The organism is Bacillus fungorum, from assembly GCF_002746455.1.
GTDB classification, from domain to species: Bacteria; Bacillota; Bacilli; order Bacillales; family Bacillaceae_G; genus Bacillus_A; species Bacillus_A fungorum.
In genome coordinates this window covers 34,551-47,974 of record NZ_NWUW01000001.1, presented here as the reverse complement: position 1 = coordinate 47,974, position 13,424 = coordinate 34,551, and the positions used below count along the sequence as shown (strand labels likewise).

15 protein-coding genes are annotated in these 13,424 nt (G+C 33.5%); 5 read left to right on the top strand and 10 right to left on the bottom strand.

Annotated features, from left to right (window positions below; genetic code table 11):
• Nucleotides 1-5: 5 nt before the first annotated feature.
• Genes aroE through CO726_RS00260 form a run of 3 tightly spaced genes read right to left on the bottom strand, consistent with a single transcriptional unit; the run spans nt 6 to nt 2,477 of the window.
• Nucleotides 6-839, bottom strand: coding sequence for a shikimate dehydrogenase (gene aroE / locus CO726_RS00270; protein ID WP_099682968.1), 834 nt, complete (start codon nt 837-839; stop codon nt 6-8).
• Between the two features lie 15 nt (nt 840-854).
• A complete protein-coding gene (gene yqeH / locus CO726_RS00265; protein WP_000140794.1) occupies nt 855-1,961 on the bottom strand; it encodes a ribosome biogenesis GTPase YqeH in 1,107 nt (368 codons plus the stop codon).
• A gap of 3 nt (nt 1,962-1,964) precedes the next feature.
• Entirely contained in the window at nt 1,965-2,477 is a 513-nt protein-coding gene (locus CO726_RS00260) for a YqeG family HAD IIIA-type phosphatase (RefSeq protein ID WP_000765309.1), read from the bottom strand.
• Nucleotides 2,478-2,724: 247 nt separating this feature from the next.
• Between CO726_RS00260 and sda the strand changes: the two genes are divergently transcribed.
• Nucleotides 2,725-2,880, top strand: a complete 156-nt coding sequence (gene sda, locus CO726_RS00255; RefSeq protein WP_000850094.1) for a sporulation histidine kinase inhibitor Sda — start codon at nt 2,725-2,727, stop codon at nt 2,878-2,880.
• Nucleotides 2,881-3,026: 146 nt separating this feature from the next.
• Here sda and CO726_RS00250 read toward each other — a convergent pair whose 3' ends face one another.
• Together CO726_RS00250 and sigK are read right to left on the bottom strand one after the other, a co-directional pair.
• The gene (locus CO726_RS00250) at nt 3,027-3,815 is read right to left on the bottom strand and encodes a phosphatidylserine decarboxylase (protein ID WP_099682967.1); all 789 of its coding nucleotides are present in this window, start codon (nt 3,813-3,815) and stop codon (nt 3,027-3,029) included.
• Nucleotides 3,816-4,105: 290 nt separating this feature from the next.
• On the bottom strand, nt 4,106-4,819 hold the full coding sequence (sigK, locus tag CO726_RS00245; RefSeq protein WP_098760916.1) for an RNA polymerase sporulation sigma factor SigK: 714 nt from the start codon (nt 4,817-4,819) through the stop codon (nt 4,106-4,108).
• A gap of 182 nt (nt 4,820-5,001) precedes the next feature.
• Between sigK and CO726_RS00240 the strand changes: the two genes are divergently transcribed.
• Nucleotides 5,002-5,895: a hypothetical protein gene (locus CO726_RS00240; RefSeq protein ID WP_136699286.1), complete on the top strand. Its 894-nt coding sequence runs from the start codon at nt 5,002-5,004 to the stop codon at nt 5,893-5,895.
• Nucleotides 5,896-5,944: 49 nt separating this feature from the next.
• Here CO726_RS00240 and CO726_RS00235 read toward each other — a convergent pair whose 3' ends face one another.
• From CO726_RS00235 to CO726_RS00225, 3 genes are all read right to left on the bottom strand, one after another.
• A complete protein-coding gene (locus CO726_RS00235; RefSeq protein ID WP_136699285.1) occupies nt 5,945-7,441 on the bottom strand; it encodes a YcdB/YcdC domain-containing protein in 1,497 nt (498 codons plus the stop codon).
• 89 nt (nt 7,442-7,530) lie between these two features.
• Nucleotides 7,531-7,680 carry a 50S ribosomal protein L33 gene (rpmG, locus tag CO726_RS00230; protein ID WP_001265617.1) on the bottom strand — a complete coding sequence of 50 codons (150 nt, stop codon included), beginning with the start codon at nt 7,678-7,680 and terminating at the stop codon, nt 7,531-7,533.
• A gap of 144 nt (nt 7,681-7,824) precedes the next feature.
• Nucleotides 7,825-8,448 (bottom strand): nitroreductase family protein, encoded by a 624-nt coding sequence (locus tag CO726_RS00225; protein ID WP_099682964.1) that lies wholly within the window; start codon nt 8,446-8,448, stop codon nt 7,825-7,827.
• Nucleotides 8,449-8,799: 351 nt separating this feature from the next.
• Here CO726_RS00225 and CO726_RS00220 point away from each other — a divergent pair, with 351 nt between their 5' ends.
• Nucleotides 8,800-9,450: a GTP pyrophosphokinase gene (locus CO726_RS00220; RefSeq protein ID WP_099682963.1), complete on the top strand. Its 651-nt coding sequence runs from the start codon at nt 8,800-8,802 to the stop codon at nt 9,448-9,450.
• Nucleotides 9,451-9,504: 54 nt separating this feature from the next.
• On the opposite strand, the gene CO726_RS00215 is transcribed toward CO726_RS00220, so the two are convergent.
• Both CO726_RS00215 and CO726_RS00210 read right to left on the bottom strand, forming a co-directional pair.
• Nucleotides 9,505-9,972, bottom strand: a complete 468-nt coding sequence (locus CO726_RS00215; RefSeq protein ID WP_099682962.1) for a hypothetical protein — start codon at nt 9,970-9,972, stop codon at nt 9,505-9,507.
• A gap of 54 nt (nt 9,973-10,026) precedes the next feature.
• A complete protein-coding gene (locus CO726_RS00210; RefSeq protein WP_099682961.1) occupies nt 10,027-11,412 on the bottom strand; it encodes an alkaline phosphatase in 1,386 nt (461 codons plus the stop codon).
• Between the two features lie 261 nt (nt 11,413-11,673).
• On the opposite strand from CO726_RS00210, the gene CO726_RS00205 reads away from it, so the two are divergent.
• Both CO726_RS00205 and CO726_RS00200 read left to right on the top strand, forming a co-directional pair.
• The gene (locus tag CO726_RS00205; RefSeq protein WP_099682960.1) at nt 11,674-12,507 is read left to right on the top strand and encodes a GNAT family N-acetyltransferase; all 834 of its coding nucleotides are present in this window, start codon (nt 11,674-11,676) and stop codon (nt 12,505-12,507) included.
• A 15-nt stretch (nt 12,508-12,522) separates the two neighbouring features.
• Entirely contained in the window at nt 12,523-13,407 is an 885-nt protein-coding gene (locus CO726_RS00200; RefSeq protein ID WP_098760924.1) for an alpha/beta fold hydrolase, read from the top strand.
• Nucleotides 13,408-13,424 lie beyond the last annotated feature (17 nt).

Sequence of the window (13,424 nt, the reverse complement as noted above, 5' to 3'; positions counted from 1 at the left end):
ATATGTTAGCCTCCAAGCTTTCTTATAACTAATTGTTTCATTCTATCGATATTCGGTACACGCCCTGTCCACATTTCAAATGCAAGTGCCCCTTGATAAACAAACATATCAATACCATTTTGAATCCTTGCACCTTGCTCTTTTGCCTCAAATAAAATTTTCGTTTCAAATGGATTATAAATTATATCTGATACAATTGTTCCCTTTTTTAACGAAGAAATTTGTAATGGCGTATGTTCGACGCGTGGATGCATACCTATTGTTGTCGTCTGAATGATAATATCATAATTTCCTTGTTCTTCTGTTGCTTTTTCTAATGATAAAGCAACAGAATTTACAGTAGCCGTACATGCAGCAATAAGTTCTTTCGCCTTATCTACTGTACGATTAGCTACATCAATCTCTTTCACACCTACATCAGCAAGAGAAAAATAAATCGCTCGACTAGCACCACCTGCGCCAAGCAATAAAATACGTTTCTCTTGAAGTGGTTCGCTACTAATGGACTGCAGTGCTCGGACAAAACCAATTCCGTCTGTATTGTAACCAATCAACTCTCCATCCTTATGAACCACTGTATTTACTGCACCAATTTGTTTTGCTAGCGGGTCAATCTCATCCAAATAATCCATAATCGCAACTTTGTGCGGAGTTGTTACATTAAATCCTGAAATACCTAATGCTTTTAAACCTCTTACTGCTTCCCCTAGCTCTTCCTCTTTAACAAGAAAGGCATGATAATGGGCATCCATATTCAAGTGTTCAAATGCATCATTATGCATAACGGGTGATAATGAATGTCCAATTGGATTTCCAATTACACCATATAATTGTTTCATAAATCCCTCTCCATATTAAATTAAAGATTTACGCAATGAAACACTTACTCCTTTTGGTACGTGTGCAACAATTTTTGCTCCCGGTTCGTTCACAGTAACCCATCCTAATCCAGAGAATACAACATCCGTTTTTGGTTCACGAATATTAAACTCGTATTTCACTAGCTCTGGCATATTTTCTAATTCTTCTGGTGTTGGCGGGCTTAGTAAATCTCCAGCATGATTTTTATACAATTCATCTGCTTTTTCAAGCTTTGTACGATGGATTGTTAAACGATTCGAGAAGTGACAAGTAAATGCACGACGACCACCACTTACATAATCAAAACGTGCCAATCCACTGAAGAATAATGTTTGTTCTTCATTTAATTGGAACACCATCGGCTTAATTTCTTTTGTTGGTGTAATAAGCTTTAAGCTTTCTTTCCCAACATAATGAGCCATTTGATGGTGGTTAATAATCCCCGGCGTATCATATAAAGACGATTCTTCGTCTAACGGAATATCAATTAAATCAAGTGTTGTTCCTGGGAAATGAGATGTTGTAATTACATTTTCAGTCTCATCACTAAATTCTTTAATCATACGATTAATAAATGTTGATTTTCCTACATTCGTACATCCAACAACGTAAACATCTTTTCCGCCGCGGTAATACTCAATCGCATCTGCCAGCTCAGCAATCCCTTGCCCTTTCGCTGCACTAATTAAAAAGACATCTTCTGGCTTTAATCCTAGCTGCTTTGCACTATAGCGCATCCAATGCTTTACTTTATCATGTTTTACTGACTTAGGAATTAAATCAGCTTTATTCCCAACAAGTAATACTTTATTATTTCCCACGAAACGATGTAAGCCAGGTAACCAGCTACCATTAAAGTCAAAAATATCTACAATCTTAACTACTAACGCATCCGATTTTCCAATACCGTTTAGAATACGTAGGAAATCATCATCTGTTAATGATACATCTTGAATTTCGTTATAATGTTTCAATCGAAAACAGCGTTGACAAATTACTTGTTCTTTTTCTAAAGATGAGGCCGGAGCATATCCCACTTCATTTTTATCTTCTGTTTGAATTTCTACACCGCAACCAATACATTTAATTGTTTCAGTCAAACTTTATTCCTCCCAGTTAATTAAACCTTTTTTCTTCATGTTTCTCATAATTCTTCGTTCAATTTTTCGATTAAAGCGCGTTACTAATCCGTCCGTTTGTGCTACTGGTACAACTAAAATTGTATGAAGTCCAACTCGGTTTCCACCTAGCACATCCGTTAGTAACTGATCCCCAATTACTACAACTTCATCTGGCTGCAACTGCATCTCTTGTATCGCACGCTTAAACGCACGAACAAATGGCTTACGCGCACTATGAATAAATGGAATGCCTAATGGATCAGCAAAGTCTTTCACTCGTTGCTCATTATTATTTGAAACGACCGTTACTTGAATGCCTTGCTCTTTCATTTTCAAAAACCATTCTTCAAGTTGTGGCGTTGCATTTGGACGATCCCATTCAATTAACGTGTTATCTAAATCAGTAATAACACCTTTAATTCCACGTTTTTTCAAATCTTCTGGTTGAACATGATATACATTTTTCACATATTCATTTGGTAAAAATAGTTTCAATTTCTTTCACCTCTTTGAGGAGTTTTCATAAAAATTTTTCGACAACATATTTCGATATATGACCTGTGGATAAAATTGTACACATTTTCCACATTAATCTTTCAGTTAATTTGGAATTTACTAACAATCTATACACATTTTATCCACCTAGGTATGTGGATAACCACTCGTTTGTGACTGTCATATTTTTTTGGTACATTAAATGCAACAACGAATCAATCCTTATATTATTAGGAGGTGACTCACCTTGAAAACAAAACATATGGAACAGTTATCTACTGAGTTACTCACTGAGTCTTATTATAAAGCAAAAGAACTAAAATTAAATCCCGACTTCATTTTACTTATAAAACAAGAAATTATTAGACGCTCATTAGAGGACAAGCTTGTCAAATCGTCTTGATTACATATAAGGTGAAATTTTAGTTAGCTAACTTGTAAAAAGAGCCATCCTGCGATGGCTCTAGAATAAACAAGAACTCCTATCTAGGGAACTTCATCATTAAGCATCTTTGTCCATATTGCTTACAGTTATAAAATCTTTTTTCTTTATTTATGCGCCAATCGAGTAGCAATTTTTTCACCAAGACGAAGCTCTTGTCCACTCTTCAAATTCTGCACTACTTCTATCATATCTTTTTCAAACAATAACACAACTGTTGAACCGAATGTAAAGTATGCCATTTCTTCACCTTTTTGAACAGTTTCTCTTTCATGCAGCAGCTCAATACTATTAACAAACATAGCTCCTACTTTTACAAGCGCCATATGTTCACCGTCACTATTTACTTCTGTAACAGAGCGATAATTTTTTGACAATGGTTCTTTACCGTATTCCATACCAGCTGCATTTACCGGATATGATTTTCTACCGAGTACAAATCTTTCAGTCACAGAACCAGAAAGCGGACTATGAATACGATGATAATGACTTGGACTTAAATAAATAACCATGTATGTACCACCTGCATATCGCTTTGCACGTTCTTCATTACCTAGCATATCCACAATCGAATAACGCTTGCCTTTAATATCAAATGTTTTTGTGTCCTCAATAGGACCGTGATCAGCAAAAACACCATCAACAGGACTAACGATACTCGATGGATCTGTATCAATACTACGCTTTCCTTCTTTTAGCTTACGCGTAAATAATTCATGCAATGTTCTATATTCCTTCAAACCCTTTTCCATCTCATCTTGATTAATTTGAAAAACTTTCGCATACGATGGAATAATAATAGAGCTCAAACGAGATTGTGCAAATTTACGTAATATATAAGAAGTAAAACGACCATTTGTAAGTTCGATCATAAGTCGATATAATGTACGTCGCAAATTGCGAAACCTCCTAATCAGTCTATAACTTTAGCTTCCCCTTCTTTTCCTTCTATATCATATGTAAAATTGGTTCTTATTCCCACATATCATATAGAGCTGTTTCATTATACATGCGGAAAACTAAGTATGGTATTATTCTTAAATTGTTTAGCACCCTCTAATATTACAGATAGAATCCGTCATTTTCAACAGTGAACATGGATTTCTTCTGAACACAACTCTTTTTCTTTCCTTATTTCAAAAAAGAAAAGCAGCCCATTTTAAAATACGGCTGCTTGCAATGTACATTAGTCCTTGGCTTTTTTCTCTTTCTCTGCTCTTACAAATTCATGGAACATTTTCATTAAAGCTCGCTTTTCAATTCGTGATACGTAGCTTCTGGAAATACCGAGTGCCTTTGCAATCTCTCGTTGCGTTTTCTCCTTATCAAGCCCCAGTCCAAAACGCTTCACAATCACTTCTTTCTCTCGTTCATCTAAAATATCGATATACTCTTTAATCTTTTCTAACTCCATACTAAGCTGGATCATATCAATTACATCTTCAGACTCTGATTTTAATATATCAATAAGCGATATTTCATTCCCCTCTTTATCTTGCCCGATTGGATCATGAAGTGAAACGTCCTTTTTCGTTTTTTTCAGTACACGTAAATGCATCAAAATTTCATTTTCAATACAGCGGGCTGCATACGTCGCAAGTTTTGTTCCTTTTCCTGCCGAATAGCTCTCGATCGCTTTAATGAGCCCAATTGTACCAATTGAAATTAAATCTTCTGCATCTTCCCCTGTGTTTTCAAATTTTTTAACGATATGAGCTACAAGCCGTAAATTATGTTCAATTAACAGATTTCTCGCTTGAGCATCACCTTGCTCCATTAACTCTAAGTACTTTCTCTCATCGTCTGATGATAATGGCTGCGGAAACGCATTATTCTTCACATAAGAAACAAAGACAAACACTTCTCGAACCATATATCCAATTGCGGCGAATAGACTCAAACCTTTCACCTCCGCCAAAATAGTGGTCTTTACTATGTGTATGTGGGCGTGAAGTTGTTTGTGTCTGTACAGTTTATTTATAAAACTCGACACTTCAAACATTTAAATTCATTTATTAATATATTATAATTGTATAAAATTGTTATTTATATATGAATATGCTATTAAAGGGGACACTATTCATGCTTACATTAGATCGATTATTAAATGTAACAATTTATTTAGGGGTATTTTTACTTTTCATTTCGTTCATTACTTTTTTTATTAAGAGGGGGCCAGATTTATTATTTTTTCAATTTGGAATTTCTTTATTTTTTGGAGCTCAAATTATATTTGGAATGAAATTTTTTCATAACTATGGTTTCTCCTTTCACTCAAAACTAGAATTACTTATCTTTATTTTCTATGTAATTGGAATTATTACATGTATACTATTATTCTTTCATTTTCAAAATCCCTATCGAATTTTTTTATTAATTTGTAGTTTTTTATTTTTAACTGGATCCAATTATTACTTTAAAGAAACATTAAAGTTTAACAAAAAACTTCCAAAGCAACATAAAACTTTTTTAAGTACACAAGAAGAAGACTCTTTTCCAAAAGAAGTTCGTAAATTTTCAGAGGACTACAATAACATAATAAGAAATGAGTTTCATGAAATACCCATGATTCCTACCGAATTACATATTACAAGCAAAAAAGATTCTTCCCATAGTACATCTTTCTTAGTTGAACTTTATAATAGCGAGAATGAAATTACTGATGACTCTGTACAATTAACTCCATCAGACCGTTTTTATGTACTCTTAAATACACAAAAAACAAAAATATCAAAGATAGTATATGAAGGGCAGAATTTTTTCACATTAACAGTCACACTAAAGGCTCTTAATTTACAGCAAGAACCAGAAATTCATAATATGTTTTTAGAAATAGATAAACGTAGAGCGATGAATCTTCTTAATTTCGAAATTAAAGCCCATTCTAAAGAATGGAAAGTAACATTTAAAAGTGATAGTTCTCCTTCCAATCTTCCTATCACATTTACTCTTGAAAAACGAACAGGCAGATTATAGAAATAAAAAGAGTTATTTTTATATTCTTTGAAAAATAACTCTTTTTATTTTACTTACTCCAAATCTTCTCCCCAGTTTGGGCATCAATATAACGAATTTCTTGGCTAAAATCAAAAGATTCTTTATGGATTTCATTAGTAGTTTGTTTATATACTAATTGGTATTTCTTCTCCTCTGCATCAACATCTATATGCCATTTTAATTTAACTCGAATAGCATTATTATATATTTCTAACGCTTTTTCTTTTGTTACTCTCGGTGCTGTTTCATATGTGAGCAATTCTTTTATAAGATTGCTAGACTCTCCAGAGTAGTGTATTACCGCACCATTTTCCGCATTGATGTTAATCATAAACTGGTTATACTCTACCGGAATACCATTCACATATATGGAAAAGATAAATCTTTCAATCCCATCTTCTGCTTCTTCACGTTCCTCCCAAAGACGAAGATATTGTGTAACATCTGGAATAACATGTTCTAAAAATCGAAGTGCTTTTTGTAAACATTCCTCTCTAGACAGTATTTGCTTCGCTTCTTTATCGTCTGTCAGTTTTATAAAGCTAATTAATTCATTGGTTGATTTATCAATCGTAATACTAACTAAATTATTATATTTTAACATTGGTAAATGCTTTTTAAAGAATTCATTCATTAAATATGGATTCTTTTCTGCTTTCTGGTTTTGTACTTCCTCTTTCGAAGTAAATTTCAGCCTTATTTCATCTTCATTTTCCGCCTCAGCTACTTTTGTAAAACTTTCTTTATCCCAGTCAAACAAATCGAATATGTCTTCTTGCCGGATACTTTTTTTTGTTTTTTCAACGGCTACTGTTGGCGGTAATTTATAGTGTTCTGATCCATATAAATCTTTACCTGTACTCGCATCAATAAACGCATGACTAGGTTCTGGTTCATATACAAGATGGTACCCTTTTACTTCTTCTCCATTTTCATACTCACATGAAGAATGTGTTAAATCTACAAATACCAGTCTCATATTTTGTCTAGTTTTCAAATTTTCTAAAACGACGGTCTCCTCAACAATGTCACTTGGCCATAACGGTTTTTTCTCTATAGCTTTTCGTCCATTATAATGGAAATTCACAACATTCCCTAAAGGATGAACTCTCACAACACATCCTGTATTTGGCAATGGATAGCCATTCACTTCTTGCATATAATTTACTTTTTTCCAACCGCGCCAATCATCCTCAACAGTTACATATGTATAAAATTCATATCCTTCTTTTGTATATTGTTTTAAGAATGTATTTGCAATCTCTCTTGCTTTATTCTCCTCTATCGCTTCCTTACCGCTCGAAATAGCATTTTCATCCTCTATCCTAAATTCAATTAAACTACCATTATGTCTATTCAACGTAATCTGTATTGTTCTCTCCTCATCCGCTTTATGTTCCCACCATAATAGATGATATGGGTCATCCACACCTTCTTGATCATCTACAACGAGCCTATAATCATCTGGAATGTTAATAATATGAGCCACTTGCTCTTTTTTTTCTATATCTTTTTGATTCATCATACCTCTCCTTTTATTACAATTTAAGGTAATTATAACAAACAAAACCAAAGAACTATAAGAAAAAAAAGACTAGAAATATCTCTAGTCTTCTACTTCGTTTCACGATGTAACGTTACTCGCTTTAATCGTGGACAATATTTTTTTAGTTCGATGCGCTCTGGATTATTTCGTTTATTTTTTTTAGAAATGTAATTACGATCTCCGCACTCCGTACAAGCTAAGGTAATATTTACACGCATATGTAATTCTCCTTTCTTTCAAAGATTGCAAATAAAACGTAATGATTACGATTTATATGTTATATAACTTTATTCTATTTGTCAATTGCAAAACAAAAAGGTTCTAAATAGAACCCTTTTATTTTTAGTACTTTATACTTTTTATTAAAATGTCTCATATGTAACAAACTCACTAATCGGCTTTCGATATCCTCGTGGGCGAGTTTTAGTAGTATCACTTTTTCCTATCGTAATCATTAAAACAGGTACTATATGCTCCGGCATATTTAATTCACTTTGTACTGCTTTTTCATCGAAACCAATCATTGGACACGTATCATAGCCGTAATATTTAGCAGCGTACATAAAAGTCATCGCACTTAACGAAGCATTTCTAATCGCTTCCTCTTCCATGAAGCGTTCTCCTTTTCCTTCATATAGCCCTTTCGTTTGCCTAATGGTATCTTCATATTCACATTCATCAATCATCTTTAAAACCTTCATACCGAAATAAATATTTTCGACATTTTGGTATGCTCTCTTATCACCACAAACAAGTATTACAGCAGATGCACTCGATACTTTATATTGCCTAAAAGCTAACTCTTTTAATCTTTCTTTTCGCTCTTGATCACGAATTACGACATAATGCGTATGTTGCAAATTGTAACAAGATGGAGAAAGCTTTGTTAGCTCAAATATTTTTTTAAAATCCTCATCAGGGATTTCTATTCCTTGTACAAATTTCATTGCGGAACGTCTAGCCATTGCTAATTCTTCAAAGTTCACCGTATAGCCTCCTTAATAACTATAAATTTAAATATACATTAATTTATACAATAAGATAAATCAAATAAAAAAACTTTAAATTATGGATAGTAATGATGCTTTACAAAAAAAGACAAAAAGCTGAAACAATTAGTTCATACGAAATTCACACGAATCTATTACTATAGGAATTGTACATAGTGAACTTATTAACAATCACGTTTAATCATATAGAATCTTACTCGAAAGGAGTTGAAAGTATGAAAACTAAATATCGTTTTATGATCTCATCATTTGCTGCTTGCGCTTATATGCTTTGGTATTTAGTATAATAACAACCTCACTTGTAAATAGGAAAAGGTGTGTATATAAATGGAATATAATCAATCAACAGTTAACTATTGGAAAGCTTTTGTACTACCGTATACATTTGCTTTAGAAGAGTTAAAAACTAAATTTGAAATTATGAACCGGGAAGCTCAATTTTTAGAGGATTACAACCCGTTTGAACATATAAAAACAAGATTAAAACAACCTGAAAGTATTATTAAAAAGCTAGAACGTAAAAATTTATTACCGACAGTTGAAAATGCACAAACGCATTTACAAGATATCATTGGCATTCGTATTACATGTTGCTTCGTAGAAGATATTTATCATTTAAAAAATGTCATTCAAAAACGTGAAGATATGGAAATCATAGAAGTAAAAGATTATATCGCTAATCCAAAACAAAATGGCTATAAAAGTTTACACATGATTATTAAATATCCTTTATCACTAAATTCTGGTACAAAAGATGTATTTGCAGAAATTCAGTTACGTACGCTGGCAATGGACTTCTGGGCAAGTTTAGAGCATAAACTCTATTATAAATATGAAGGGAAAATACCTGAGTATTTAAAAGATGAACTGCATGATGCAGCAATGAAAGCTGAAGATCTCGACAATAAAATGGCAACAATCCGTCAAGATATTGATGATATTGAAGCATGCTCAAATCAAATTATGTTACCACTATAAAAAAAGGTTCTCGCCAATGAGAACCTTTTTGCGCTATTTACGGAAAGTCCAACTTTATTTCTTCTCTATCGTGCGAACCTCTTCAATTTTCCAACCATCCTCTTCTTTTCCAAGTGCATACTGTACTTTCTTCTGAAGAGTGACCTCCCCATCTAGTTCCTTTTCCTTTGTTTCAACAACAACATACCCTGCTTTACTAGCTTTCATGTCTATATGTTCTAATTCAATTTTCTTATTCCCCTTTTGAAAAGCTGCTTCTTTTTGCGTTTTTAAGTCTTCAGCACTAGGCATCTTCTTTGAAAATAAATCCATATGTTTAGCAAGATTTTTTTCATTTGTCGTCTGTACAAATTTCTCCATAACATCTTGAATCGATTTCTCTTCTTCTTTCGTTATTTGTACCTTTTCCTCAGCTTTTGTAGTAGTAGATTTTTGTTCTATCTTATTCTCTTTGGATTGACATCCAACTAGCAAGAATACACCTATTAGAAGGGATCCTATCCCTCTGAAAAAAGCCCTCATCTTCCCATCTCCTAAAAAGAAAAGTGAGGCATTTCGCCTCACTTTCATTTATAATTAGCGTCTTCCTTTATTCGGATCGCCACCGCCAACAATATCAAAGACACGTTTAGCGATATTTGTATTCTCTTGAACGCCAGAGAACAAGTATTTACCAGGTCCAAATGCATATACGTTTACATCTTCTCCTGTATGTCCACCTGTTGTCCATCCTGTAACCGAACGCTTATTGAAAATATCTTCAATTGCATTATCAATCTTTGTTACATCTTTTGAAGGAGCAATATCATTTACCGCTTTAATTTCTTCTGGTGTTAATTGTAAATCAATATATTTTTTTAATGTTTCTTCTACATTTGCACCTTTTGCAATCTCATTTGCCATGAAGTCTGGTGTGCGTTTTGCAGCTTTAATTGGCTCTACTTTAAAGTTATACTCGCCATTTGCACCTAAAGATAATCCGCCAGTAGCGTGGTCTGCTGTTGCAATAACTAACGTATTTTTATCTTTTTTCGCAAATTCAATCGCTGCTTTAAATGCTTTTTCAAAGTCTTCCATTTCACTCATTGCACCAACGATATCATTATCATGTCCTGCCCAGTCAATTTGACTTCCTTCAACCATTAAGAAGAAACCATTTTTATTTTTGTTCAAACGCTCAATTGCTGCATTTGTCATTTCTTCTAATGAAGGTGTCTTCTCATTACGGTCAATCATTTTATCTAAACCGCCTGGTGCAAATAAACCTAGAATTTGATCGTTTTTATCATTTAACAATTGATTGCGATCTGTTACGTAGCTATAACCAGATTTCTTAAACTCTTCTGTAAGATTACGATCTTTTCTAACAAAGTTTTTTACGCCGCCGCCAAGCATAACGTCTACTTTATGCTTCCCTTTAATTTTCTCATCAAAATAATCATTTGCAATTGCGTCCATATTTTTACGACTAATGTCATGCGCACCGAAAGCAGCTGGTGTTGCATGTGTAATTTCAGAAGTAGCAACTAATCCTGTTGATTTCCCTTTTTCTTTCGCTTGTTCAAGAACAGTTTTCACTTCTGCTTTATCATTATCAACCGCGATTGCCGCATTATATGTTTTAATCCCTGCTGACATAGCTGTTGCTGCCGATGCAGAGTCTGTAATATTTTCATGTTCATCTTCCGGATATGTTTTTTGTGTTCCTACAAGATGCTTATCAAATTCTGTAGATTCCATCTCAAAAGTTTTTGGATTGTCTTTGATATAACGATGAGCCGTCATATAAGACGGTCCCATACCATCCCCGATTAGCACAATAACATTTTTGATTTTTGCATTACTTCCGCTCTCATCTGCATTTATCTCACTTGAACGTGTAAAATTCCATGTTGCCACCGAAGTAACTGCTAACGACGCCACAACTGCAAATGGCCATGCTTTTTTCACAAACTTTTTCACTGTATTGTCCCCCTAATTAGGTTATTCATTTCCCACTATCAAATTTAACGGAAGACTATTAAGAGAAAATTAGTTATATGTAAATTTTTTGTTAACTTATGTAAATATCAGTTATAATTTGTATAACTTTGTCTTTTCGTATCAACCATTATGACCTTTACAATCTAAATATAAACAAGTTGGATTTCATTTAACGTAAATCTCTTATTTAACATTTTCAATCTACTTTTATGAAAATTAATAGAAATGTGGTGAACATTTATGAAAATAATAAAGCTAGATAAAACTTTTATTTTTGATTTACTCGACCTTTGCAAAGCTATTGGATGGTTACAAGATAAAGCATTTATGAAAAAACAATTCGAAATGTATCTTTCTCTCGGCACATTTATCGGTTATATGTATGAAAATAAACTGATTGCAGCTGGAGGGGTATTTCCTTTTAAAAATAGTTTTTCTACTATTGGTATGTTAATCGTCCATCCTAATTTTCAAGGCCGAGGCATCGGGCGTATTTTGCTTAATCACTGCTTAGAACACACTCATCCAAAACAACCAATTGCACTTATTGCAACAAAAGCTGGCGAGCCTCTTTATACATCATGCGGATTTCAAACAGTAACGACAATTCATCGTTTTGAAAAACAAACTACTAAGACACATATCACTCATACACAACAAGTAAAAGAAAAAGACCTTATATCGCTTATTTCTCTCGATCAAATTACAACTGGTGCTAATCGTTCTTTACTTTATTCATTACTATTACCAAGAACCAGCCACTCTTTTAAGATTGAGAGAAATAACTGTATAGAAGCTTTTTCCTTATGCATACAAAAAGGTAATATATTATGTATCAATCCACTTATCACCAAACGAGAAGAAGATGCTATTCAATTACTACAAAACATATGTGAATGTTGGAATGGCACAGTGAGGATTGATGTCCCACATTCACAATTTTCATTTCGCAAATTTCTTCAAACAGAAAATTTCCAAGAAACGCTCCTTTCACCTCTTATGATAAAAAATGGTAGCCAACTTCCTGGAAATCGTAATATGCTATTTGCTATGATAGATACAGCGTTATGTTAGAAAGGGGACACCTAATTGAAGCGATTTAGCTATTTTATGGTAGGTTGTCTTACTCTTACACTATTAGTAGGATGTAGTGCAGCAAAAAAGCCAGTAGAACAAGTAAAACAAGTTAAAAATACACTTACAGCAAAACTAGCTACCGAGGAAAAAATGGTCGAAATAGATGGTCAAACCATTTACTTCAAAAAGATTGGTAATGAAAAACCACCTTTACTTATGATCCATGGATTTGGAGGATCCTCAGATGGTTTTCAAAAGATTTACTCAGACTTAGCAAAAGATCATACAATTATTTCTGTAGATGCTTTAGGATTCGGACGCTCATCTAAGCCGATGGATTTTTATTATTCTTTCCCAACTCATGCAAATTTGTATTATAAATTAATGAAAAAACTAGGTTACGATTCGTTTGCAATACTGGGCCACTCAATGGGCGGAGAAATTTCTCTTAATTTAACATATTTATATCCTGAAGCCGTTACCCACCTTATTTTAACTGATGCTACAGGTGGTCCTCATACATTCGTTAATAAACAAGGTTCACCAAAACCACAGTTATCGACTAACTTAAATACCGTTTCTGCTATTGCAGATTATGATGAGGGCAAAGTGAAGTTTAAACGTAATGATGAAGAGCATTACAATAAAATGAAATTATGGCCTAGACGTCTTCAAATCAATGCAACTGAAATGAAACAACCAACCTTAATTATATGGGGAAGAAATGATAGTAGCGTTTCTTGGAAAGAAGGAGAAACGTATCATCAGTTCTTAAAAAATAGTACTTTCCATATTATCGAAAAAGGTTATCACGCACCATTTCGGCAGGAACCACAGGAATTTGTAGGGTATGTGAAAGATTTCTTTGACAAAAACCCTATAATTACTGAAAAATAAAACGGGCATCTCATTTT